We start from the raw sequence: 25,049 nt of genomic DNA, 5'->3' as shown, positions 1-25,049 counted from the left end.
AAGTGTGGTTTGACGTTGATTGTAGTGTTTGAAATTCATGTCTAATCATCTGTAAATCAGATATAAATATACAAATTGCAACTCTTTTATGCAAGAAAAAACGTAAAAAAAAACCGTCTCAAGTTGTGAGACGGCTTCTTTATTTTTTTGGAATTAATAATCCTATTGTAAGTAATAAATATAACCGAAGTTCAACATCAAATTCCAGTCGTTTGCACGGTTTTCAGTGTACACGCGTGGGTCGGGACTTAAACCGTCTACCCAGTTGGAGAAATAGTATTGCCAACGCAATTCTACCATTAAGTCGGAGAGTTCGGTTAACTTATAGCGGGTACCGATACTCGATACCAAAGACCATGTAGTGCCGCCACGGGTGTCAAACGCTTCCAAGTACTTGATGGGGGTCACGGTAGGCAAATCCCCTAAACCAGGGCCCAATTCAGAATAAGCGGTGGGTTTAAAAAACGAGAATTGTGCTCCAAATCCTAAGAAGGGCGCCCATGCACCTGTAGTCGCTGTAAAATCACGAATACTAAACGGATAAAATTCCAATTGCATTCCGATATTGGTCACGGCCGTACTTCCACGCATAGCACGCAATTGTTGTGCCGTTAAGGAACTTTTACGTTCGTCAACCCATTGACCAAAATGTTGTAAGTTGGTTTTATTATAAGAAAGTTCCGAACGTAATTTGAAGTGGTCGTTGAAATAGGTTTCGGGGGTGTAACAGTTACACTCCGCGCGATATGAGAAATTAAGGTAATGAATCAATCCAATTCCAAACCCCGTATTTCCGGCATTGGTTGAAAAGTCGTTACGCTCTCCATAATCCGATTGAAAGGCCACCGGACCAAAAATACCCCCGATTTCGTGGGAAAACCCAAATTGCGCTGCCGTACGGTGGGCATATCCCAGCAAAAGCAATAAGGTCAAAATAAAATACTTAGACGTCCGCATACGAGTTTTTTCAATTCCCGACAAATATATAAAAACATCATTCACTTGGAAAACAAATTAAAAAAATACTTCTTTATCTACGAAAAAAAGCATAAAATGTTTTAAAATGGCTTCAAAACCACAACCTTCTTCAAGATATCTTAACGTTTAAATAAAAATTATGCGGATTTAAAAAAAATGAACCCCATATTTTTATAAAATGTATATTTGTCGAAATTAAAACGAAAACGTTTTCTTAAACAAACTGAGATAAGTATGTCACAAGCAATCCACAATTTCTTAGCCGAAGTGGCCAAAAGAAATGCCAATGAGCCTGAGTTTATGCAGGCCGTAAAGGAAGTAGCGGAGACCGTAATTCCTTTCATTGAACAGAATGCCAAATACCAAAACAAAATGCTCTTAGAGCGTATGGTTGAGCCTGAGCGTGTCATCATGTTCCGCGTGTGTTGGATTGATGATCAGGGAAATACACAGGTAAATCGCGGGTATCGTATTCAAATGAATTCGGCCATCGGACCCTACAAAGGAGGGATCCGTTTTCACCCTTCCGTGAACTTGAGTATCTTGAAATTCCTTGCCTTTGAACAAGTTTTCAAAAACAGTTTAACCACTCTTCCGATGGGAGGAGGTAAAGGAGGTTCAGATTTTGACCCAAAAGGAAAATCAGACAACGAGATCATGCGTTTTTGTCAGGCCTTTATGACAGAACTTTCGCGCCATATTGGAGCAGACACCGACGTACCTGCCGGGGATATCGGTGTGGGAGGTCGTGAAGTCGGCTATATGTTTGGTCAGTATAAAAAATTGCGCAACGAATTTACCGGCGTTTTAACAGGAAAAGGAATCACTTTTGGAGGGTCTTTAATCCGTCCTGAAGCAACGGGATACGGCGATGTATATTTTGCTCAAAACATGTTGGCAACCCGCGGTGAAAGTTTTACAGGCAAAACCGTAGTGGTTTCTGGTTCTGGAAATGTTGCCCAATACGCCATCGAAAAAGCAACCCAATTAGGAGGGAAAGTCGTAACAGCCTCTGACTCTTCTGGGTATATCTATGATGCAGAGGGTATCGATGCCGAGAAATTGGCGTATATCATGGAGATCAAAAATGTACGTTACGGTCGTATCAACGAGTATGTGGCCAAATACCCCAACGCCACTTTTGTAGCGGGAAAACGTCCTTGGGAAGTGAAATGTGATATTGCATTGCCTTGTGCTACCCAAAATGAATTAAATGGCGAAGAAGCCAACATGTTGATTGCCAACGGCTGTATTTGTGTGGCCGAAGGGGCTAACATGCCTTCCACACCCGAAGCGATCGAAGCCTTCTTGGCCGCCAAAATTTTGTTCGCTCCCGGAAAAGCGTCCAATGCAGGGGGTGTAGCAACTTCTGGATTAGAGATGTCGCAAAACTCCTTACGTTTGAGTTGGACCCGTGAAGAAGTAGACCAGCGTTTGCACAAAATTATGAGTGATATTCACGAATCTTGTGTGAAATATGGTAAAGACGAAACGGGATTTGTGGACTATGTACGTGGAGCAAATATCGCAGGCTTTGTAAAAGTTGCCGACGCGATGTTAGGACAAGGCGTCGTCTAGTCTATAGCAAAGTACCTTATATCAAACCTTCTCTCGTTGTGAGAGGAGGTTTTTTTATGCTTTCGATATGATTTTACGTAATATTGCGTTACGATACTACGACCCTTTCGCTATGAAAAAATACGTACTGATCTTCCTTTTTATCTTCCAAATTGTTGGAGCGCAAACCAACCGCTTGTGGCAGGGGTATTTTTCCTTCAACCAATTAGGGGCATTAACCCAGCGCGGGACTACGGTGTATGCGGCCACTGAAAACGCTCTTTTTTTTCAAAAACCCGATGGATTCCTAGAGACCATTACCAGTGTCAACGGGTTAAAAGCAGAGAACATCACGGCCATACATTACAGTGAAGCTTTTCAAGTGCTTTTAGTGGGCAACAGCAATGGTTTATTATTGGTTATACAAGCCGATGGAACCGTAGCGTTCAAAAACGGCATTCTTACCGAAGTACCCGTACCCGCTGGCCAAAAACGTATCAATAATTTTTCGGAGTTCGATGGCAAAGTTTATCTTTCCACCGATTATGGGATTTCGGTGTTCAATTTGAACCAACAAGAATTTAGCGATACCTATTACATCGGGGATGGTGGCGCCCAAACACGGGTTATTCAAACCACCGTATACAACAATTCAATCTATGCGGTGATGGGGAATTTCCGCATCAAAAAAGCGGCTGTGACCAATCCGTTTTTGATCGACTTTTCCCAATGGGTTTTACACGACAGTGGCTTTTGGTATGGCGCCCAAGCATTTCAAAATCAATCGGTTTTCTTTAACGCCGATGGCAACGTTTACCGCTGGAATGGCACCGCCTATACCTTATTGTTTGCTGTGGGACAACCGCCCATTGATTTTCGAACCACCGCCGATTATATTGTTGTGACTACCGCCCAAAAGGTCATGGTCGCCAATGCAGCAGGCGTAGTTTTGGTCAATTACAACACTTCCAATTACACGCCGCAACCTGTAACCTTCAATGCGGCTACGGTAGCTGATGAAACAGTTTACATTGCCACCAATGAAGTAGGCTTGCTTCAATTTCCCATAAGCGCTCCAAGTAATGTTACGCCCCTTAAACCCGATGGCCCCGATTTGAATCAGCCTTTTCGCTTGAAAAAAACTGAGGATAAATTGTTTGTAACGTACGGTCGATTTAGTTTTACTTACAATCCGTACAATCCCAACCCGCCGTTTCAACCCTACCTTTTTCCTATCAATTATTTTGACAAAGAACAAGGATGGAGTAAAATCCCCACCACCGATGTACTCAACGCCCGGAGTTTGACAAGCTTGGTGGTGAACCCTTCCAATACGAATGAAATTTTTATTAGTTCCTATTTTTCGGGGATTTTAAAATTGGAAGATTTGGTTCCCACCACCCTATTCAACCAAACGAATACCGGCGCCAACGGATTGGAATCCCTTCAATTAACGCCTCCCGACCCTTCGTATGTTGACATTCGTATTAACGGTTTGGCCTACGATTCGCGCGGGGATTTATGGTTGACCAACGCCTACGTCGATAAAGGGTTGAAAGTATTTCGAAAAACAGGACAGTGGCAATCGTATGATTTGACCAATATTTTTACCGAGCCCTTTTTTGAGCGTTATGGACAAATGGCCATCGATAAAAATAACACCAAATGGATTCCCACGTATCGGGCCAATGGATTGGTTGCATTTAACGAAAATTACAGTAATAAATTTTTATTTATCAAAACTGGAACGGAAGGCAACTTGCCCAGCATGGATGTGCGTTGTGTAGCCATTGACAACCGAAATCAAGTGTGGATTGGTACGGCACGGGGACTGCGTACGTTATCCTCAGCCGATGCATTTATCACCGCCGAGTCCTTGCAATCGCGTCCCATCATCATCAATGAAGTCATCAACGGTCAAACCCTAGCACAGGAACTCTTTTTTGAACAAGTGGTGCTGGATATTTGTGTCGATGGCGCTAATCGCAAATGGGTCTCGCTCGCCGATTCTGGAGTGTTTTTGGTATCGCCCAACGGACAAGAAACGATTTACCAGTTTACCAAAGAAAATTCGCCACTACCCAGCAATACGGTTAATGATATCGAAATTGACGGTACAACCGGAGAGGTCTTTTTTGCTACCGAAAAAGGATTGGTTTCTTTCAAAGCCAATGCTACCGCACCGAGCGATGATTTGGCCAGCGTATTTGTATATCCCAATCCCGTTCGTCCTGAATACGCGGGTACCGTAAAAATTGCCGGCTTGACCGATAAAGCCGTAATCAAAATTACCGATATCGAAGGGAATTTGGTTTTTGAAACTACCGCGGCAGGCGGCACCATCGAATGGGACACGACCGCTTTTGGAAAATACCGCGTGGCCTCAGGCGTCTATATGATTTTCATTTCGGCCCAAGACGGAGTCGAAACTACGGTGCGTAAGGTCATGATTATTCGATAAGGATACCATGGAAGTTGTGTTTTTACATCAAGTAATTTCTTCATCAGTACTTTTTTTCAAAAAAGGAAATCCTAAACTATGCTCGTAAAAACCAAAGCCATCGTTTTGTCGGCCCTAAAATATCAAGAGAAAAGCTTGATTGTGAAGTGCTATACCCAAAGCGACGGACTCAAATCCTATTTTGTGCCCAATGCCTTTTCGGGAAAAAAGACGGCTTCTAAAATGGCTTATTTTCAGCCGTTGACGCTGCTTGAAATTGAAGCCAATCACAAGAACAAGGGAACGTTGGAGCATTTCAAGGAGATTCGCTTAGCCGTGCCGTACCAGTCCATTCCGAGTCATGTGGTGAAAAGTACCATCGTTATTTTTCTCTCCGAAATATTACATCACAGCATTCGCGAGGAAGAGAAAAATAGCCCATTGTTTACCCTATTAGAATCCGCTTTATTGTGGTTGGATGCCCACGATGATATTGCCAATTTTCATTTGATTTTATTACTGGAAGTCACCAAATACCTCGGATTTTACCCTGAACGCGACAATACCACCGATCCGTTTTTTGAAATGATAGAAGGTATTTTTGTGCCTTTCCAAGGGGTGAGTTGTCTTAATGCCCACGAAACCGTACTTTGGCGTAAACTCATGGAACAAAAAATTGAAAATCCCGGAAAAGTGTTTACCAGCACCGAACGCGCTACTTTACTCAAAATTCTTTTAGACTTCTATGCCATCCACCTCGATGCTTTCAAAAAACCGAAGTCATTGGAGGTGCTGCGGGAGGTGTTTGCTTAAGGGGAGAGATTAGCCCCAGAACTCTGGGTCACGAACAAACCCTCCAACAATCGAACCGTTTTCATCTAGGTTTACCTAAGCCGTCGTAGCAGCTTTGCAATTCCAGCAAACGCTATTTAAATTATTCCTAAAAATCAGCGCCTATGCATCAAATGTAGCGACATATATGCCAAATTTCATTACATTCGCAAACTGATTTAAGAAAACCACAAAATGCGTACTAAGTTTGCTGAATACAAAGGACTTGACTTGCCGCTAGTAGCCGAGGAAGTGCTGAAGTTTTGGAAAGAATATAACGTTTTTGAACAAAGTGTTACTTCGCGTGACGGAGCTACGCCGTATGTGTTTTTTGAAGGTCCTCCATCAGCCAATGGCTTGCCGGGTATTCACCACGTGATGGCTCGCGCAATCAAAGATATTTTTTGCCGGTATAAAACCCAAAAAGGATTCCAGGTCAAACGCAAAGCAGGTTGGGATACCCACGGCTTACCCGTTGAATTAGGTACCGAGAAAGAATTGGGCATCACCAAAGAAAATATAGGAAAAACGATTTCGGTAACCGAATACAACGAGGCCTGTAAACGCACCGTGATGCGCTATACCGATGTGTGGAATGATTTGACCGAAAAAATGGGCTACTGGGTCGATATGAACGATCCGTATGTAACCTACAAATCCAAGTACATGGAAACCGTGTGGTGGTTGTTGCAGCAAATCTATAACAAGAATTTGTTGTACAAAGGGTACACCATTCAACCCTATTCGCCCAAAGCCGGAACGGGATTGTCTTCCCACGAAGTCAACCAGCCCGGTACCTACCGCGATGTAACCGATACCACCGTTGTGGCACAATTTAAAGCCATTCCCGATAGCTTACCGACCTTCTTACAAGGGTTTGGCGACATTCATTTCTTGGCATGGACGACCACACCCTGGACGTTGCCTTCGAATACCGCGTTGACCGTTGGACCCAAAATCGATTATGTTTTAGTAAAGTCATTTAACCAATATACGTTCGAACCCATCCAAGTGATTTTGGCAAAGCCTTTGTTGGGTAAAGTTTTTGGGGGTAAATATGCCGTTGCTGAAAGCGATGCGGATTTTACCCACTACAAACCGGAAGACAAAAAGATTCCTTATGCAGTACTCGCAGAAGCCAAAGGAGCTGATTTGGTCGGAATTCGCTACGAACAATTGTTGCCCTATGTGTTGCCGTACCAATCGCCAGAAAATGCATTCCGCGTGATTGCGGGTGATTTCGTTACCACCGAAGACGGTACCGGTATCGTGCATACAGCGCCCACGTTTGGTGCCGATGACGCCAAAGTCGCCAAAGAAGCCACACCGGAAGTTCCCCCTATGTTGGTGCTAGATGAAGCAGGGAATCCTGTGCCCTTGGTGGATTTACAAGGACGTTTCATTCAAGGGTTGGGGGATTTGTCGGGCAAATACGTGAAAAATGAATACTACAACGACGGAGAAGCACCCGAGAAATCGGTGGATGTGGAAATCGCCATTCGTTTGAAAGAAGAAAATAAAGCGTTCAAAGTGGAGAAATACGTCCACAGTTATCCCCACTGTTGGCGCACCGATAAACCGATTTTGTATTATCCTTTGGATTCGTGGTTTATCAAAATTACGGATGTCAAAGACCGCATGTTTGACCTGAACGACACCATCAACTGGAAGCCCAAAGCAACAGGAGAAGGCCGTTTTGGGAATTGGTTGAAAAATGCCAACGATTGGAACTTATCCCGTTCCCGTTATTGGGGTATTCCGTTGCCGATTTGGCGCACCGAAGACAAAACCGAAGAGATTTGTATCGGTTCGGTCGAACAGTTGTACAATGAAATTGAAAAAGCGGTGGCAGCGGGACTTATGACCGAGAATCCGTACCGTGGTTTTAAAATCGGCAATATGGACGAAACCAACTATGATTTGGTGGACTTGCACAAAAACATCGTGGATAATATCGTATTAGTGGCGCCTTCTGGGAAAGCCATGAAACGGGAATCCGATTTGATTGACGTATGGTTTGATTCGGGTGCCATGCCCTATGCCCAATGGCACTATCCGTTTGAAAATAAAGCGTTCATCGACAATAACGAAGCGTTCCCTGCCGATTTTATCGCAGAAGGTGTAGACCAAACCCGAGGATGGTTTTATACGTTGCATGCGATTGGTACTTTGGTATTTGATAAAATAGCCTACAAAAATGTCGTTTCAAACGGCTTGGTGTTGGACAAAAACGGGCAAAAGATGTCCAAGCGTTTGGGCAATGCCGTGGATCCCTTTGAAACCTTGAAAGAATATGGGCCCGATGCCACACGTTGGTACATGATTTCGAATGCGAATCCGTGGGACAATTTAAAATTTGACATCGAAGGCGTTGCGGAAGTTCGACGTAAATTCTTTGGCACCTTGTATAATACGTATTCGTTCTTTGCGTTGTATGCCAACATCGACGGGTTTACCAACCAAGAAGCAGAAGTGCCGTTAGACGAGCGTCCCGAAATCGATCGTTGGATTCTCTCCGAATTGCATACGTTAATCCAAACGGTCGATGAAGCCTATGCCGACTACGAACCCACCAAAGCGACCCGAGCGATATCCGATTTCGTCCAAGAGAACCTCAGCAACTGGTATGTGCGTTTGTGTCGTCGTCGTTTTTGGAAAGGCGAATACGGCACCGATAAGATTGCGGCGTATCAAACCTTGTACACTTGTTTGAAAACGGTTGCCCAATTGTCGGCTCCTATTGCTCCGTTCTTTATGGATCAGTTGTACCGCGACTTGGTCAATGCCACGGGAAGTCCCGAATTTACTAGTGTTCACTTGGCAAATTTCCCTCAATTTGTTGAAAAATTTGTTGATAAATCGCTGGAGCGTAAAATGTTAAAGGCGCAAACCGTTTCTTCGTTGGTGTTATCCCTCCGTAAGAAAGAGATGATTAAAGTTCGTCAACCCCTGCAAAGAGTAATGATTCCAGTACTTGACGCCACTTTTAAAGCAGAAATTGAAGCGGTTGCTGACCTTATAAAATCAGAGGTAAACGTCAAAGAAGTGGCGTTATTAGACGATGCTTCAGGGGTGTTGGTGAAGCAAATAAAACCCAATTTTAAAGCGTTAGGCCCCCGTTTTGGGAAGGATATGGGGTTGATTTCCAAAGCGATACAAGAGTTCACACAAGAGCAAATCAATGCGATTGATGCCCAAGGAGAACTTGTTATTGAAATTTCAGGAAAAAATTTAACTTTAACATCCCAAGACGTGGAGATTACTTCACAAGACATTCCCGGATGGTTGGTGGCTAACGCCAATGGAATAACCGTCGCTTTAGACATCACGTTAACCGAGGAATTAAAAGAAGAAGGAATGGCCCGCGAGTTGGTCAACCGAATCCAAAACCTCCGAAAGGATTCAGGATTTGAAGTGACGGACACCATCGAAGTGGTATTGCAACGTAACGGGGATTTAGAACAGGCCATCGAAAACAACAAGGCGTATGTTTGTGCTGAAACATTGACCCGCTCGTTAACGTTTGCCGATGTCTTGGAAGAAGGGATCGAACTCGAATTTGATGATATAAAAACCAAAATACTAATCTCAAAATAGGAAAATTATGGTAGAAGAAAAATTGAGATATTCAGACGCTGATTTAGCAGAATTCAAGGATTTAATCTTAAAAAAGATTGAAAAAGCACAAGCCGATTTAGAGCTGATTAAAAGTGCGTATATGAACGATTTAAACAACGGGACAGACGACACTTCGCCTACGTTTAAAGCGTTTGAAGAAGGAAGTGAAACCATGAGTAAAGAAGCGAATTCGCAATTGGCAATTCGTCAAGAAAAGTTTATTCGCGACCTGAAAAATGCATTATTCCGTGTGGAAAACAAAACCTATGGTATCTGCAAAGTAACCGGAAAATTGATTTCCAAAGAACGCTTAAAAATTGTTCCACACGCCACGATGAGTATCGAGGCCAAGAACATGCAACGCTAAGTAATTCCATTTTTACAGTGAAACGCTCCGATACGGGGCGTTTTTCTTAAAAATTGAGTACTTTTGCCACACAAAAACAAACCCGTTACATTCCTGTTTGTCATGAAACTTAGAAATGCCGCCTTACTTATTTTCGTCCTATTGGTGATCGACCAATACTCCAAGATTTACGTCAAAACCAATTTTATCTTGGGCGAACAAGTGAAAGTATTTAGCTGGTTTAAATTGTATTTTATAGAAAATGAAGGAATGGCTTGGGGCACCGTGATTCCTGGTGAGTATGGCAAATTGTTTCTAACGCTTTTCCGCATCATTGCCGTGGGAGTCATCGCCTATTGGTTGTGGGATTCGGTGAAAAAACGTAAAAACAACTTCTTGATTGTGGCTATCAGTTTGATTTTTGCAGGAGCCCTCGGAAATATTATTGACTCGGTATTCTATGGTGTCTTTTTTGACGATAGTTCGCACCGTTTGGCCACCCTTTTTACGGATCAACCTTACGGAACGCTTTTTCATGGAAAAGTGGTGGATATGTTTTACTTTCCTATCATAGAAAATTATATGCTGCCCACTTGGGTTCCCATCTGGGGTGGAAAAGAAATCACCTTCTTCAATGCGATTTTTAATGTAGCCGATGTGGCCATTTCCACAGGGGTTGGTATTTTAATAGTGTTTAACAAACGGGCATTTGCCCACACGCCTGAACCTTCCAATGTAACCATCGCCCCATGGGAAGGCGAACCTCACGAGGGAGTCTCCACGCCAAACGAATAAACCGTATCGGGTGTTACGCAATAATCCAAGCGAATATCTTCCGCCGATGCATCGGTAATTTCGGGAACCGCTTCAAACAGCGATACTCCTATTTTTAAAGTATCTGGCCGACATTTTGCCAAAAATCGGTCATAAAAACCTTTGCCATAGCCTACGCGATTGCCTTGGGTATCAAAAGCCAGTAACGGAATAAAAACCACATCCAATTTGGTTTCGGGCACTTCAATGCCATCCACGGGTTCAGGAATACCATAGGCATTCTTTCGAAGTTGGGTGTTTTCAGTGAGTAGATAATGGGAGAGTGTCCCCAATTCAAAGTCGCTTTTCGACAACACCACTTCTTTATCTTTTCCAAAAAGAATTTGTAAAATAAACTCGGTTTGTATTTCTTTTTGCCGTTCAATCGTCATAAAAAGATGGTAGTATACGTAGCCCCAAATAGGCATCCGCAGCAGTTGATTGGCAATTTGCAGGCTTTTGGAATCGATTTGTTCTTCGTTCAATTTCGCGCGTTTGACTTTATATAAGGACCGCAATTCTTTTTTGAGCATGGGGTGCATTTTCAGTTCCAAGGTAAAGGTACGGAATTGCACCGAAGTCACCCCCATCCTTGGCGATGAGAATACGGCAATAAACGCAGGGCGGTCTCCAATGCGGTAGGGCGTTAAAAATTAAGGTCAAGACAACTTTCCGCGCTTCTTCTGTGTATTTTTGTAAAAAAGAATACGATGGCGCTCCCTCCTTCATTGGAACTTCAAGTACAAACCTTACCCGATAATCCCGGCGTGTATCAGTATTTTGATGCCGAGGGAAAGCTTTTGTATGTGGGGAAGGCCAAGAATTTGAAAAAAAGGGTCGCGTCCTATTTCAACAAAGTCCACGACAATGCTAAGACCAATGTCATGGTACGAAAAATCCATGAAATTCGACATATTGTGGTGGCCTCCGAAGCCGATGCCCTGTTGCTGGAAAATAATTTGATTAAAAAACTACAGCCACGGTACAACGTATTGTTGAAAGATGATAAAAGTTATCCGTGGATTTGCATCAAGCGCGAACCCTTCCCGCGGGTGTTTTCTACGCGTAAAATGATCAAAGACGGATCGGAATACTTCGGCCCGTACACCAATTTTAAAGTGGTGCATACGATTTTGGACATGATCAAAGAACTGTATCCGTTGCGCACGTGTCAGTTGGATTTAAAACCGGCCCACATCAAAAGTGGCAAGTTTAAAGTGTGCTTAGAGTACCATATTGGCAATTGCAAAGGCCCCTGCGAAGGTTTGGAATCAGAGGAACATTATTTGGACCAAGTGGCCGCGATACGCCAAATCTTAAAAGGGAATTTCAAAGACAGTTTGCGGGATTTTAGAAAAAAAATGCAAGACTATGCCGCCGAGATGCAGTTTGAAGAAGCCCAAAAGATGAAGGAGAAAATCGAAGTGTTGGAAAACTATCAAGCCCGTTCGACCATTCTCAATCCGAAGATTTCCAACATCGACGTTTTCTCTATTGTTTCCGATGAAAGCATGGCTTTTGTCAACTTTTTACAAATAGCCCACGGTGCCATTATTCGTTCGCATACCCTAGAACTCAAAAAGAAATTGGACGAAACCGACGAAGAACTCTTAGCCCTTGCGGTTGTGGAAATGCGCGAGCGATTTGGGTTAACTTCCAAAGAAATTGTGGTTCCTTTTCCGTTAGATTTTGGCGAACATATAAAAGTAACCGTCCCGCAATTGGGCGATAAAAAACAAATTTTAGAATTGTCACAGCGCAATGCCAAATACCATCGTTTGGAGCAGTTGAAACAATTGCAAATCGTCGATCCCGAGCGGCATACACAACGAATCATGGCGCAAATGCAAAAAGACTTGCGCTTGTCGGTTGAGCCGCGGCACATCGAGTGTTTTGACAATTCCAATATTCAAGGAACCAATCCCGTTTCGGCTTGTGTGGTCTTTAAAGACGGTAAACCCAGTAAAAAAGAATACCGCCATTTTAATGTCAAAACCGTAGAAGGACCCAACGATTTTGCGACCATGGAGGAAGTCGTGTACCGCCGGTATAAACGCTTATTGGACGAAAACGAACCCTTGCCCCAATTGATTATTATTGACGGAGGCAAAGGGCAACTATCGTCGGCATTGAAAAGTTTGGAAGCCTTGAATTTACGCGGGAAAATTGCCATTATTGGCATTGCCAAACGTTTGGAAGAATTGTTTTATCCCGGCGATTCCGTGCCCTTGTATTTGGATAAAAAATCGGAAACCTTAAAAGTCATTCAGCATTTACGCAACGAAGCCCACCGTTTTGGGATAACCTTTCATCGCGATAAACGAAGCAAGTCGGCCTTACAATCGAGTATGGAAACCATTCCAGGCATTGGTGAAAAGACGATGCAAACGTTACTAAAACATTTTAAAAGTGTTAAAAGATTGAAATTGGCGGCTGAAAGTGAAATTTCGGAGGTTGTAGGGCCATCGAAAGCCAAAAAAATTTACGAATTTTACCAAACCAATACCAATAAAGACCATCTTGAAACTAATTCGTAAACGCCTACTCGAAGTTTTTCCTTGTTATTCCACCCTGTGGGTATTCGGGATGTTGTGCTTCGGTGTCACTTGGGGGTACAGCCAAGAGGAAACTCCGCGGCCCAAAGTAGGCGTAGTTTTGAGTGGCGGTGGAGCCAAAGGGTTTGCGCATATTGGCGTGTTAAAAGTTTTGGAAGATGCTGGGGTAAAAATAGACTACATCGGCGGAACCAGTATGGGTGCTGTTGTAGGGGGATTATACGCTTCGGGATACAGTGCGCGCCAAATCGACTCGATTTTTCATGACACCAATTTTGACGAGTTGTTAAGTGATTACATTCCCCGTGAATCCAAAAGTTTTTATGAAAAGCACAACGACGAATTGTATGCTTTGACCCTTCCCTTTGATAAGTTGACCATTGGTATTCCGATTGCGTTATCGCGGGGCCTTTACAACTATAATTTGTTGAATAAGTTACTGCATAACGTGCGTCATGTGCGAAAATTTGATCAGCTTCCCATTCCTTTTGTGTGCGTGGCCACCAATATTGAAACCGGAGAAGAAGTGATGTTGCGCGAAGGCTATCTTCCCGAGGCGATTCTGGCGAGTTCGGCTTTTCCAAGCTTATTTTCCCCTGTAGAAATTGAGGGTAAGTTATTGATTGACGGTGGCGTTACGAATAATTACCCCGTCGAGGAAATTCGTCGTATGGGCGCCGACATCATCATTGGGGTGGATGTGCAAGATGATTTACAAACCCGCGAAAAACTCTCGGAAGCGACTCGTATTTTGGTGCAAATTTCCAATTTGGAAATGATTCAAAGCATGAAAAGAAAGCAGTTGTTGACCGACATTTATATCAAACCCGATATTAAAAATTATTCGGTGATTTCTTTTGACAAAGGACGAGAAATTATAGCCAAAGGAGAAGAAGCCGCCCGGGAATCGTGGGAAAAATTTAAAAAACTAACGAACCGTAACTATCAATTAATCGAAAAACCGTTACAGCAAGATAGTTTGCAAGTTGACCGTATTACTATAAATGCGTTAAAAAATTATACCCGTGCTTTTGTGATTGGGAAATTGGGATTCAAACAAGGGACAAAAATCAGTTATGCAGATTTAAAAAATGGAATTAACAAACTAACATCGACGGGGAACTTTAGTGCTATTTTGTATCAAATAAATCCGTTTAATGATGGCGAAGAGTTGGAACTACGTTTAACGGAAAGTAAAAACAAAACCTTTTTGCGTTTCGGCCTTCATTACGACGGGTTGTATAAAAGTGCTGCTTTGGTTAATTTGACACAAAAGAAAATCCTCTTTCGCAACGATGTATTTTCTGTAGATGTTGGACTAGGCGATAATTTCCGGTATAATTTGGATTACTACATTGACAACGGATTTTACTTCAGTTTTGGGTTAAAATCCCGGTTCAACCAATTCAATAGAAATGTCTCCACCGACTTTAATAACGGCGCTTTTTTTGATCAAGAAGGTATCAATGCCATTAATGTAGATTACTCCGATTTTTCGCACCAAGCCTACCTTCAAACGGTATTTGCGCAAAAGTTTTTGATCGGCGGCGGCATCGAATTGAAGCATCTTGAGATTAAATCCAAAACACTTGAAAATCAAAAGCAGGTTTTTGAAGACAGTAATTATTTTAGTGTTTTTGGCTACTTAAAATACGATTCGTTAGACAATAAATACTTCCCCAAAAAAGGGTGGTTTTTTAATGGAGAGCTTAATTCCTACCTTTATTCTTCCGATTATGCCAACAATTTTGAGCGGTTTACCATCATCAAAGGCGAAGCAGGCATTACCCGAACATTTCATAAAATTTTCAATGTACGCCTACAGTCTGAAGCGGGCATCAATATTGGCGATAACGGGTCGCATTATTTAGATTTTGTGTTGGGAGGCTATGGGTATCAAACCATCAACAATTTTAGGCATTTTTACGGGTACGACTTTGTGGGTGTTGCTGCTGACAGTTACATCCGAGCGTTGGCAACAGTCGATGTTGAATTTTACAAAAAGAATCATATTAATTTTTCGGCCAATTATGCCAACTTAGAAACGGGTAATTGGTTGCAAGCGCCCATGATGTCTGGATATGCGGTGGGGTATGGCTTGGAGACGGTTATTGGACCTATTGAAGTGAAATATTCGTGGTCGCCCGAACTTCCGAAAGGCTTTTTATGGTTTAGCGCCGGATTTTGGTTTTAAGCCAACGGAATCCTTAGTTTGTTTTTTCCACAAATACGTTATATTTGGAAACTATAACATAACCAAAAACAAAATTATATGTCAATTTGGAGAGTAAAACCTGTTTCAGCCTTTGAAGCAGATATGAAAAAAGGCGGACTCAACCGCGTATTAACCCGTTGGGGACTCACCTCACTGGGAATTGGGGCTATTATTGGAGGGGGTATTTTTACGTTAACCGGAATTGCCGCTCATGATTATGCAGGTCCTGCGTTAGCTTTATCCTTTGTAATTGCCGGGATTGGCTGTTTATTTGCCTCTTTGTGTTATGCCGAGTTTGCCTCTGTATTGCCTGTTGAAGGTTCGGCCTATGCCTACGCCTACGGTACTATAGGTGAGGTTTTTGCCTGGTTTATCGGATGGAATCTAATCCTAGAATACATGATGGGTGCGACCACAGTGGCGGTGGCTTGGAGTGGATATTTCACCAAATTATTGGGTTTATTTCACCTTAAACTCCCACTTTCATTGCTTTCTGATAAAGCAACGGCTATGGAAAAACTCAATCATGCCAAAGCGGTTGATGCGGTCAAAGAGTATTTGGCAACGCATACTACAGCCACTTTTGATCAAATCAAAGAGCACTTTGCCAATGCCGAATTTGCCAGTGCGTTTAAGAGCTTGACTACGCTTAAAGATTTTCAAAATTTTGCCACAGGCGAAGGAGTCACGCAATTTGCCGCGCATTACTCTTCAATTGATTTGTCGGGGATTGTTTTCAATTTGCCTGCTTTTTTAATCACATGGGTAATTACCGCTATATTGGTAAAAGGAATCAAAGAAGCCGCCAAGACCAATAACATTATTGTAATTATTAAAATTGCGGTTGTACTATTTGTTATTATTGCTGGTGCGTTTTTCATAAATCCCGATAACTGGGTGCCGTTTATCCCTGCCGAAACGAAAACTATTGTGGATGGTGTTGAAAAAATTAATTTTGGATTTGGGGGGGTGTTAACTGCTGCGACTATTGTGTTTTTTGCGTATATCGGATTTGATGCTGTGTCAACCCAAGCCGGAGAAGCGATTAATCCGAAAAAGGATGTGCCCTTTGCCATTGTCGCCTCGTTGGTGATTTGTACCATTTTGTATATTTTGGTCTCCTTGGTCTTGACCGGGATGGTTCGTTTTGATCAATTGGACAAGGCGGCTCCTGTTGCTTCCGCTTTTAGTGGTGTCGGATTGACGTGGGCCACATTTTTAATTACCATTGCCGCTACCGCCGGATTAATGTCGGTGATGTTGGTGATGATGTTGGGACAAACGCGCATTTTCCTTGGCATGTCCAAAGACGGCTTACTCCCAGGTTTCTTTAAAGATTTACATCCCAAATACCTCACTCCCCACAAGAGTACGTTGTTGGTCGGATTAATTATTTCCATTGTAGCTGCGTTAACGCCTATTGAAAAAGTTTCTGAAATGTGTTCCATGGGTACCCTTTTAGCTTTTGCTATGGTATGTATGGCCGTAATGGTATTGCGTGTGAAAAAACCAGAATTGGAGCGTCCTTACAAAACCCCTGCGGTTTACGTAGTAGGAACTCTTGGCGTTGGATTTAATTTGTTCTTGATGACTCAAGTCCGCACCGAAACATGGTATACCTTTATCATTTGGGGTACCTTGGGAATTTTGGTTTATTTGTTATACAGTAAACGACATTCCAACTTAGAAAAAGAATAAATTGAAAGCCACAGTATTGTGGCTTTTTATTTTTTACGATATTTGTTCATATGAACGGTTGGAAAGGTTTACGGTCCTATCTCAAATACCTCATCAAGAGAAATCCTGAGTGAGTCGTGTAATTGTAGCCTTTATTTTCGACCCTTTCGGGGGTAATGTTAACCACAAACAGTTCAATTATGCCGATTTATCATAAATTAGGAGACACTCCGCACAAGCGACACATTCAGTTTCGCAAACCCAACGGCGACTTGTATTATGAGCAACTTTTTGGCACCATCGGCTTTGATGGTATGTATTCCAATTTGTACCATGTACACCGTCCCACACAAGTCAAAGAAATTCGCCAGCAATACAGTGTTGCTCCCAAAATTGCGAAAGCCAATAACATTCAATCCTATCGACTCCGCGGATTTGAAGTTACACCAGAGGATGATTTCTTGGAAAGCCGCAAAATCGTCTTGACCAACAGCGATTGTCACATTGTGTTGGCCGCTCCCCGTGCATCGATGACGACCTATTTTTACAAAAACACCGATTCCGACGAAGTGATCTTTATCCACAAAGGTTCAGGAAAACTGCGCACGATGATGGGAATTTTGGACTTTAAATACGGCGATTATTTAGTGATTCCCCGAGGAATGATCTACCAAATGGATTTTGACACTCCCGACAACCGATTGTTTATTGTCGAGTCCCATCGTCCTGTATATACCCCCAAGCAATACCGCAATTGGTTTGGTCAGTTGCTCGAACATGCTCCGTTTTGTGAGCGTGATATTCGTCGTCCGTATGCCTTGGAAACCCATGATGAAAAAGGTGATTTTTTGATGAAAATCAAGAAGAAAGACGAGATTTTTGAATTGATTTACGCCACACATCCCTTTGATGTGGTGGGCTATGACGGGTTCAATTACCCGTATGCGTTCTCGATTCATGATTTTGAACCCATAACGGGACGGATTCATATGCCTCCTCCAGTACACCAAACGTTTGAAACCGATGCTTTTGTTATCTGTTCGTTTGTGCCTCGCCTCTATGATTACCATCCCGAGTCGATTCCCGCACCCTATAACCACAGCAATATCGATGCTGATGAGGTATTGTATTACGTCGATGGTGATTTTATGAGCCGCAATGATGTCGAAGCGGGACATATTTCGCTACATCCTGCGGGCATTCCTCACGGACCCCATCCAGGGGCTGTTGAGCGCAGTATTGGGAAAAAAGAAACGCTTGAATTGGCGGTCATGGTCGATACGTTCAAACCCTTGATGGTTACCGAGGAAGCCATGCGTATTGCGGATGAAAAATATTACCAATCTTGGCTTGAATAATACGATGCACAATCATAGATTGCCCGCCGATCCGTTAGTGCTCATACTGGGAGTAACCAGTTTGTTTATACTCTTTTTTGTGTGTTGCTGCGGCTTTTTAATTCCCTTTTCTTTGGGATTAGCTATTGTAGGATGGGTGCTCGCCGGCAAAAGTTTACGGCTCTATGACGTCGATCCCCAGCAGTATTCAGAAGGCAGTCGCTCTATCGTTTCAGTAGGAAAAATAGTTTGCATGATTAGTGCCCTCATCAATGTGATTTTAGCACTCTTGATCACTTTCTTTTTCCTCTTTTTGGATTATGACATCATTGAAAAATTTTCAAACCAAAACCTAATACAACAAACCAAACAAATCACAACGCGCGCAAAGGATTCAGTAGTGCACGATTCGGTATATGACGATGCCTTATTTAAACACCCCTCAACCGATACCGTAGCCACACCCGCTCCTAAAACGCGTCCTTAACATTTAATTTTTATGGCAAAAGAAATAAAATCCGTAGAGTACGGACTGGAAAAAATCTTTCAAGGGGCCCAAGACTTTTTACCCTTGTTAGGTACCGATTACGTTGAATTTTACGTAGGTAACGCCAAACAATCGGCTCATTTTTACAAAACAGCCTTTGGGTTTCAATCGTTGGCCTATAAAGGATTGGAAACGGGCTCCCGAGATGCGGTGAGCTATGTATTGCAACAAGGCAAAATTCGGTTGGTATTGACGACTCCATTAACAAGTGAATCGCCAATTAACGATCATTTGCGCAAACACGGTGACGGCGTAAAAGTGGTCGCTTTATGGGTTGAAGACGCTCGTTCCGCTTGGGAAGAAACCACGAAACGCGGCGCCCGTTCGTTTATGGAACCTACCGTTGAAAAGGACGCGCATGGCGAAGTTGTTCGTTCAGGAATTTACACCTATGGCGAAACCGTACATGTTTTTGTAGAACGTAAAAACTATTCGGGAACCTTCCTCCCTGGATTTATGGATTGGAAATCCGATTACAATCCCGAGCCCCTTGGGTTAAAATACATCGACCACATGGTAGGAAATGTAGGTTGGGGTGAAATGAACCAATGGGTGAAGTGGTATGAAGACGTGATGGGATTTGAAAACTTTCTATCCTTTGATGATTCGCAAATTCACACCGAATACTCCGCGTTGATGAGTAAAGTTATGTCCAATGGCAACGGACGCATTAAGTTCCCCATCAACGAACCCGCCGAAGGGAAAAAGAAATCGCAAATTGAAGAATATTTGGATTTTTACGAAGGACCAGGGGTTCAGCACATCGCGGTCGCTACCGATGATATCATTCAAACCGTAGCGGGCTTACGGGCACGTGGGGTCGAATTTTTACCCCCTCCACCACAAGCCTATTATGATGAGATCCCCGCGCGTTTGGGCAAACATATGGAGGTGATGAAAGAAGACATCAAAGCCCTGCAAGCCTTATCCATTTTGGTCGATGCGGATGAAGAAGGGTATTTGTTGCAAATTTTCACCAAACCCGTAGAGGACCGTCCTACCTTGTTTTTTGAAATTATTCAACGTATGGGAGCCAAAGGATTCGGTGCAGGTAATTTCAAAGCCTTGTTTGAATCCATTGAGCGCGAGCAAGCGTTACGTGGCACACTATAAAAACCTCAAAATGTTGAATAATTGTTAAAATACAACGTTGTAGTGTCGTTGTTTCTAATAATTATTTGTTAAAGTAGGCGTTCTGTTGTTGATTATTCAAAAATAGGCTGTACTTTTGACCTCAGAAAACAAGAAAGGTGTAGTTTCCTTTTGAAAGTAATTACGTTTTTCATAATTTATAGTTTTTTGGTTGGTTAATAGCATAAAAACCCGGTCACTTTTGGCTGGGTTTTTTTGTTTTTTTACATTTGGAACAGTAATTGTATGCGGTAAATAAATTTCAGATCATTATGAAAAATCTTGTTTTGCTCAGTCTTTTATTGTTTACCGTTTCCTTTGATATGGAGCGTCCTTCGGCTTTTGATGTGGGCGAATGGTTCAAATTTCGTATCCACTACGGTTTAGTGACAGCGGGTTATGCTACCTTGGAAGTTAAAGAATCCACGCGCAACAACAAAAAAGTGTTTCATGCTGTCGGCAAAGGATATACTACAGGCATGTCCCGATGGTTTTTTAAAGTAGACGACAATTACGAATCGTATTTTGATAAAAACACAGGGAAACCCTATCAGTTTGTGCGTAAAATTGACGAAGGAGGATATACCAAAAATCAGGAAGGTTTTTTCAATCAAGATAAAAATACGGTGTTGGTCAAAGATTATAAGAACAATACCAATGCGGTTTTTGAGACTCCCGAGCAAGTGCAAGATATAGTCTCTACCTTTTATTACCTTCGCAACCATCCGAATGTTGACAAACTAAAGGTGGGCGAATCCATTAATGTGGATATGTTTTTTGACAACGAAACCACAAAGTTTCGGTTAAAATTTATAGGTCGTGAGGATTTAGACACTAAATTTGGCACCGTTCCTTGTATGATTTTCCGACCTTTGGTGCAAACGGGTCGCGTTTTTAAGGAACAAGAAAGTTTAACGGTTTGGATTTCGGCGGATGACAATAAAGTGCCGATACGAATCAAAGCCAGTTTGATGGTGGGTTCCTTAAAAGCGGATTTAGATGCCTTTAAGGGCTTGGCCAACCCTTTTGAAATTAAAGTAAAAAAATGAGTAGCGAACAAACCCCTACCTTGATTGATGCCTTGGATGAAAAATTCCAAAAAATAAATCAAAATACCGACACCCATCTTGAAGGCCTTTTGTGGGCGAAACCCATCACGTATTGGGACTATATTCAAACCGATGCGCTTTTGAATTTGCAGATTCAACGCACTACACTCCCCGACGAAATGGTATTCATCATGTACCATCAAGTTAACGAGTTACTGTTTAAAATGGTGTTGTGGGAAATCGATCAAGTATGCCATGCGCAAACCTTAACGACCGATTTTTTTACCGAAAAACTACGTCGTATCAGTCGTTACTTCGACATGTTAACTACCTCTTTTGACATCATGGGCGAAGGCATGGAAGTGGCGCAATACATGAAGTTTCGCAACACCTTGACTCCTGCCAGTGGCTTTCAAAGTGCGCAATACCGCAAAATTGAATTTGCATCCACGGATTTGATCAATTTAATTGACTACCGTTTTCGAGCAACTATCGACCGCAATACGCCTTACCGTCATGCCTTAGAACATTTGTATTGGCAAGCCGCGGGAAAAGACCATCGAACCGGAACCAAAAATTACTTGATTCAAGCGTTTGAGCAAAAGTATGATGCCGAATTCCTTCGGTTTATGGAGGAATACAATACGATTAACCTATGGCAAAAGTTTTCACAACTTCCAGCGTCCGATCGGCAAAATCCCGAACTCATTGCCGCCATGCGTCATTATGACCGTACCGTAAACATCACTTGGGTAATGGGCCATTACAATGCCGCTCGCAAATACATTGAAAGCGGACAAGGGAATGGGGAAGCGACTGGAGGTAGTGATTGGAAAAAATACATGCATCCCAAATACCAACGTCGTATTTTCTTCCCTGAATTGTGGAGTGAAACCGAATTAAAACATTGGGGAGAGGATTGCGAATGAGAAGGGCATCGCTAAACATACTAGCTCTTTTTGGGTTCTTTTGGCTCTTGTTTTCCTGTTCCCAAAAAACAGAGGAATACGTTATTGAACCCATGGAGCCGCGGAAACCTTTGGTGGATTTCGGGTTCAATTTTGACGATTTTAATGTCCATTTTGATACGATTCGTAGCCAAGATACTTTTGAGCGCATCTTAAAAAAGCAAAACCTTAACGGACGCAAACCGGCTGAGATTATCGCCAAGGTTAAGGATTCTTTTCCTACTTCTGTGCGGTTTATGAAACCCTACATTTGTTTACGCTCCAAAGACAAGTACCACAAACTACAGTATCTCATTTACCAACCCAACAAAATCGATTACTATTTGGTTGATTTAACCGATTCCATTGTTGGCTACAAAAAATCACGTCCGCTTACGTTTAAAGTTCGCACAATTGCCGGAAAATTAGACGGCTCGCTTTCCACCACCTTACGCGGGATGAAAGTCGACCCTTCGTTATCCAATAAATTGCTAAAAGTATACGCGTGGTCGATTGACTTTTTTAAACTGAAAAAAGGAGACCGTTTTGCCGTTAGTTTTACCGAGCGCTATATTAACGATACGATTTATGATGGAGTCGACAGTTTGCGCTGTGCTTTTTTTGAATACAAAGGCGACAAAATCTATGCTTTCCCTTTTCAACAAGAGCGCAAAGGACGCACCGATTATTATGATGAAAACGGAAAAGCACTTAAGAATTTCTTCCTCAAAGCGCCGCTGAAGTATATTCATATCACGTCGCGTTTTTCCAAAAGTAGGTTCCATCCTGTGCAATTGCGTTGGAAAGCACATAACGGCACCGATTACGCGGCTCCCACCGGTACACCGATTATGACGACCGCTTCGGGGGTTGTCGAGCAAGCAGGATACACCGCCGGAAATGGGAATTTTGTCAAAGTCAAACACGACCGAACCTATGCTACCCAATACCTTCACATGTCGCGCATCTTGGTGCGACGGGGCCAGCGGGTAAAGCAAGGGGATGTGATTGGAAAAGTGGGCAGTACCGGCTTAGCAACAGGACCGCATGTGTGTTACCGTTTTTGGAAAAATGGCGTACAGGTCGATCCACTTCGCATACAACTGCCCAACGCGCAACCTATGGAAGGAAGGAATTTGCCGCGATTTAAGGAACAAATGCGTCCGTTGAAGCGCGAATTGGATAGTGTGGCCCAAGTGGTTTTCAAAGGACGTTAATTTTTTTCCAACGAAAACGATTTCTTAACCTTACCGTTCCCTTTTTTGAAAGACTTTAACGATTTTTCCCCTATTATTTTAGTTAATTTTGTCGGGCAAAAAATCTCTTATGGCATTACAAGCAATTAATCCAACGCACACCGCTGCCTGGGCAAAGTTACAATCGCATTACGATTTCATGCAGCAGCAATCGATCAAAACGTTGTTTGCGGAACAACCCGATCGCGCGCATACATTTCATATTCAATGGGAAGACTTTTTGGTCGATTATTCCAAAAATGCTATTACCCGTGAAACACTACAGTATTTGTTGGAGCTCGCTGACGCAGTGCAACTCAAAGAAGCCATTGCCGCTTATTTTGAAGGGGATTTAATCAACCAAACGGAACAACGAGCGGTATTGCATACGGCATTGCGCAATCCAGCCTCAGCTTCGGTTATGGTTGAAGGTCAAAATGTAATACCCGAAATTTATGCCGTCAAACAGCGCATCAAAACCTTTGCCGACGCGATTATATCGGGAACGCACAAAGGGTATACGGGAAAATCGATTACCGATGTAGTCAATATTGGTATTGGAGGCTCTGATTTGGGTCCGGCCATGGTGGTAGAAGCCTTGCAGTTTTACAAAAACCACTTGAACGTCCATTTTGTGTCTAATGTGGATGGCGATCATGTGCAAGAAGTTTTGAAAAAAATCAATCCCGAAACAACCTTGTTTGTAATTGTTTCCAAAACGTTTACCACACAAGAAACCCTCACCAATTCGGAAACCATTCGCCATTGGTTTTTGCAATCGGCCCAGCCTGAAGATGTGGCCCGTCATTTTGTAGCGGTGTCCACCAATATTCAACGGGTAACGGCTTTTGGAATCCATCCGGAGAATATTTTCCCGATGTGGGATTGGGTTGGAGGTCGTTTTTCGTTGTGGAGTGCTGTGGGACTGTCTATCGCCTTGGCTGTGGGATACGAGCATTTTGATCAACTGTTATCGGGGGCGCATGCCATGGATACGCATTTTAGAACCACTCCATTCGATCAAAATATTCCGGTAGTACTTGCGCTGTTGAGCATTTGGTACAATAATTTTTACGGGGCCGAAAGTGAAGCGTTGATACCGTATACCCAATACTTACAGAAACTTGCTTCCTACTTGCAACAAGGGATTATGGAGAGCAACGGGAAAAGTATTGGTCGTGATGGAAATCCGGTCAATTACCAAACGGGAACCATCATTTGGGGGGAACCCGGTACGAATTCGCAGCATGCCTTTTTTCAATTGATTCATCAAGGAACCAAGTTAATTCCAACCGATTTTATTGGTTTTGTCAAAGCCTTGCACGGCGATCAAAACCATCATGATAAATTGATGTCCAACTTTTTTGCCCAAACTGAAGCGTTGCTCAATGGAAAAACGGAGGAACAAGTTTTGACCGAGTTTGCACAACAAGGGATTTCGGGTGACAAAGCTGCCTTTTTGAAACCGTTTAAAGTGTTTTCGGGTGACCGTCCTACCAATACCCTTCTTATTCAGCAGTTAACCCCAGCCTCATTAGGAAAATTAATCGCGTTGTATGAGCATAAGATTTTTGTTCAAGGCGTTGTGTGGAATATTTTCAGTTATGATCAATGGGGAGTAGAACTCGGGAAACAGTTGGCCAATTCAATTTTGGATGAAATCGAATCGCAACAGGTAAAAACCCATGACAGTTCGACCACCTTCTTGCTGAAACATTTCTTAAAGAACCGCTAAAAGAAGTATAATTTCATGATAAATAACCGTATTCTCCA

General features: G+C 42.7%; 18 protein-coding genes. 16 read left to right on the top strand and 2 right to left on the bottom strand.

All coding sequences use genetic code 11. From position 1 onward, the window contains the following. Positions 1-162 precede the first annotated feature (162 nt). Complete coding sequence (locus O9316_RS10390) at positions 163-957, bottom strand: glutamate dehydrogenase (RefSeq protein WP_298205639.1); 795 nt, start codon at positions 955-957, stop codon at positions 163-165. 255 nt (positions 958-1,212) lie between these two features. On the opposite strand from O9316_RS10390, the gene gdhA reads away from it, so the two are divergent. The 6 genes from gdhA to O9316_RS10360 all read left to right on the top strand — a co-directional run bounded on the left by gdhA (position 1,213) and on the right by O9316_RS10360 (position 10,565). Beyond that, a complete protein-coding gene (gdhA, locus tag O9316_RS10385) occupies positions 1,213-2,556 on the top strand; it encodes an NADP-specific glutamate dehydrogenase (protein WP_298205640.1) in 1,344 nt (447 codons plus the stop codon). Between the two features lie 112 nt (positions 2,557-2,668). Continuing rightward, entirely contained in the window at positions 2,669-4,996 is a 2,328-nt protein-coding gene (locus O9316_RS10380; protein WP_298205641.1) for a two-component regulator propeller domain-containing protein, read from the top strand. A 78-nt stretch (positions 4,997-5,074) separates the two neighbouring features. Further along, entirely contained in the window at positions 5,075-5,788 is a 714-nt protein-coding gene (recO, locus tag O9316_RS10375) for a DNA repair protein RecO (RefSeq protein ID WP_298205642.1), read from the top strand. Positions 5,789-6,001: 213 nt separating this feature from the next. After that, positions 6,002-9,403 carry an isoleucine--tRNA ligase gene (ileS, locus tag O9316_RS10370; RefSeq protein ID WP_298205643.1) on the top strand — a complete coding sequence of 1,134 codons (3,402 nt, stop codon included), beginning with the start codon at positions 6,002-6,004 and terminating at the stop codon, positions 9,401-9,403. Positions 9,404-9,410: 7 nt separating this feature from the next. Next, entirely contained in the window at positions 9,411-9,791 is a 381-nt protein-coding gene (locus tag O9316_RS10365; RefSeq protein ID WP_298205644.1) for a TraR/DksA C4-type zinc finger protein, read from the top strand. Between the two features lie 102 nt (positions 9,792-9,893). Beyond that, positions 9,894-10,565, top strand: a complete 672-nt coding sequence (locus O9316_RS10360; protein ID WP_298205645.1) for a lipoprotein signal peptidase — start codon at positions 9,894-9,896, stop codon at positions 10,563-10,565. Here the strand turns inward: O9316_RS10360 and O9316_RS10355 are convergent. After that, entirely contained in the window at positions 10,535-11,116 is a 582-nt protein-coding gene (locus O9316_RS10355) for a 5-formyltetrahydrofolate cyclo-ligase (RefSeq protein WP_298205646.1), read from the bottom strand. The genes O9316_RS10360 and O9316_RS10355 overlap by 31 nt on opposite strands. Before the next feature lie 177 nt (positions 11,117-11,293). On the opposite strand from O9316_RS10355, the gene uvrC reads away from it, so the two are divergent. The 10 genes from uvrC (at position 11,294) to pgi (ending at position 25,011) form a co-directional block, all read left to right on the top strand. Next, positions 11,294-13,120, top strand: a complete 1,827-nt coding sequence (gene uvrC, locus O9316_RS10350) for an excinuclease ABC subunit UvrC (protein WP_298205647.1) — start codon at positions 11,294-11,296, stop codon at positions 13,118-13,120. Then, entirely contained in the window at positions 13,104-15,332 is a 2,229-nt protein-coding gene (locus tag O9316_RS10345; RefSeq protein ID WP_298205648.1) for a patatin-like phospholipase family protein, read from the top strand. The genes uvrC and O9316_RS10345 overlap by 17 nt, the downstream gene beginning before the upstream one ends. A 78-nt stretch (positions 15,333-15,410) precedes the next feature. Further along, the gene (locus tag O9316_RS10340) at positions 15,411-17,051 is read left to right on the top strand and encodes an amino acid permease (RefSeq protein ID WP_298205649.1); all 1,641 of its coding nucleotides are present in this window, start codon (positions 15,411-15,413) and stop codon (positions 17,049-17,051) included. Between the two features lie 179 nt (positions 17,052-17,230). After that, a complete protein-coding gene (locus O9316_RS10335) occupies positions 17,231-18,388 on the top strand; it encodes a homogentisate 1,2-dioxygenase (protein ID WP_298205650.1) in 1,158 nt (385 codons plus the stop codon). Next, on the top strand, positions 18,357-18,854 hold the full coding sequence (locus O9316_RS10330; RefSeq protein ID WP_298347175.1) for a hypothetical protein: 498 nt from the start codon (positions 18,357-18,359) through the stop codon (positions 18,852-18,854). Before O9316_RS10335 ends, O9316_RS10330 begins: the two co-directional genes overlap by 32 nt. Before the next feature lie 12 nt (positions 18,855-18,866). Beyond that, positions 18,867-20,027 carry a 4-hydroxyphenylpyruvate dioxygenase gene (hppD, locus tag O9316_RS10325; protein ID WP_298205654.1) on the top strand — a complete coding sequence of 387 codons (1,161 nt, stop codon included), beginning with the start codon at positions 18,867-18,869 and terminating at the stop codon, positions 20,025-20,027. Positions 20,028-20,317: 290 nt separating this feature from the next. Next, on the top strand, positions 20,318-21,094 hold the full coding sequence (locus tag O9316_RS10320; RefSeq protein ID WP_298205656.1) for a DUF3108 domain-containing protein: 777 nt from the start codon (positions 20,318-20,320) through the stop codon (positions 21,092-21,094). Further along, on the top strand, positions 21,091-22,023 hold the full coding sequence (locus O9316_RS10315; RefSeq protein WP_298205658.1) for a tryptophan 2,3-dioxygenase family protein: 933 nt from the start codon (positions 21,091-21,093) through the stop codon (positions 22,021-22,023). Before O9316_RS10320 ends, O9316_RS10315 begins: the two co-directional genes overlap by 4 nt. Positions 22,024-22,115: 92 nt before the next feature. Then, positions 22,116-23,258, top strand: a complete 1,143-nt coding sequence (locus tag O9316_RS10310; protein WP_298205660.1) for a peptidoglycan DD-metalloendopeptidase family protein — start codon at positions 22,116-22,118, stop codon at positions 23,256-23,258. A 109-nt stretch (positions 23,259-23,367) separates the two neighbouring features. Continuing rightward, positions 23,368-25,011, top strand: coding sequence for a glucose-6-phosphate isomerase (pgi, locus tag O9316_RS10305; RefSeq protein WP_298205662.1), 1,644 nt, complete (start codon positions 23,368-23,370; stop codon positions 25,009-25,011). Positions 25,012-25,049: the final 38 nt, after the last annotated feature.

Source organism: Flavobacterium sp., assembly GCF_027533505.1.
GTDB lineage: Bacteria > Bacteroidota > Bacteroidia > Flavobacteriales > Flavobacteriaceae > Flavobacterium.
The sequence above is the reverse complement of the archived record's forward strand: the minus strand, read 5'-3'. Positions and strand labels throughout refer to the sequence as shown.

Excerpts from the sequence above, each read along its gene's own strand:
- O9316_RS10390 (WP_298205639.1), bottom strand. The coding sequence starts at position 957 with ATGCGGACGTCTAAGTATTTTATTTTGACCTTATTGCTTTTGCTGGGA.
- gdhA (WP_298205640.1), top strand. The coding sequence starts at position 1,213 with ATGTCACAAGCAATCCACAATTTCTTAGCCGAAGTGGCCAAAAGAAAT.
- O9316_RS10380 (WP_298205641.1), top strand. The coding sequence starts at position 2,669 with ATGAAAAAATACGTACTGATCTTCCTTTTTATCTTCCAAATTGTTGGA.
- recO (WP_298205642.1), top strand. The coding sequence starts at position 5,075 with ATGCTCGTAAAAACCAAAGCCATCGTTTTGTCGGCCCTAAAATATCAA.
- ileS (WP_298205643.1), top strand. The coding sequence starts at position 6,002 with ATGCGTACTAAGTTTGCTGAATACAAAGGACTTGACTTGCCGCTAGTA.
- O9316_RS10365 (WP_298205644.1), top strand. The coding sequence starts at position 9,411 with ATGGTAGAAGAAAAATTGAGATATTCAGACGCTGATTTAGCAGAATTC.
- O9316_RS10360 (WP_298205645.1), top strand. The coding sequence starts at position 9,894 with ATGAAACTTAGAAATGCCGCCTTACTTATTTTCGTCCTATTGGTGATC.
- O9316_RS10355 (WP_298205646.1), bottom strand. The coding sequence starts at position 11,116 with ATGCTCAAAAAAGAATTGCGGTCCTTATATAAAGTCAAACGCGCGAAA.
- uvrC (WP_298205647.1), top strand. The coding sequence starts at position 11,294 with ATGGCGCTCCCTCCTTCATTGGAACTTCAAGTACAAACCTTACCCGAT.
- O9316_RS10340 (WP_298205649.1), top strand. The coding sequence starts at position 15,411 with ATGTCAATTTGGAGAGTAAAACCTGTTTCAGCCTTTGAAGCAGATATG.
- O9316_RS10335 (WP_298205650.1), top strand. The coding sequence starts at position 17,231 with ATGCCGATTTATCATAAATTAGGAGACACTCCGCACAAGCGACACATT.
- O9316_RS10330 (WP_298347175.1), top strand. The coding sequence starts at position 18,357 with ATGAAAAATATTACCAATCTTGGCTTGAATAATACGATGCACAATCAT.
- hppD (WP_298205654.1), top strand. The coding sequence starts at position 18,867 with ATGGCAAAAGAAATAAAATCCGTAGAGTACGGACTGGAAAAAATCTTT.
- O9316_RS10320 (WP_298205656.1), top strand. The coding sequence starts at position 20,318 with ATGAAAAATCTTGTTTTGCTCAGTCTTTTATTGTTTACCGTTTCCTTT.
- O9316_RS10315 (WP_298205658.1), top strand. The coding sequence starts at position 21,091 with ATGAGTAGCGAACAAACCCCTACCTTGATTGATGCCTTGGATGAAAAA.
- O9316_RS10310 (WP_298205660.1), top strand. The coding sequence starts at position 22,116 with ATGGAGCCGCGGAAACCTTTGGTGGATTTCGGGTTCAATTTTGACGAT.
- pgi (WP_298205662.1), top strand. The coding sequence starts at position 23,368 with ATGGCATTACAAGCAATTAATCCAACGCACACCGCTGCCTGGGCAAAG.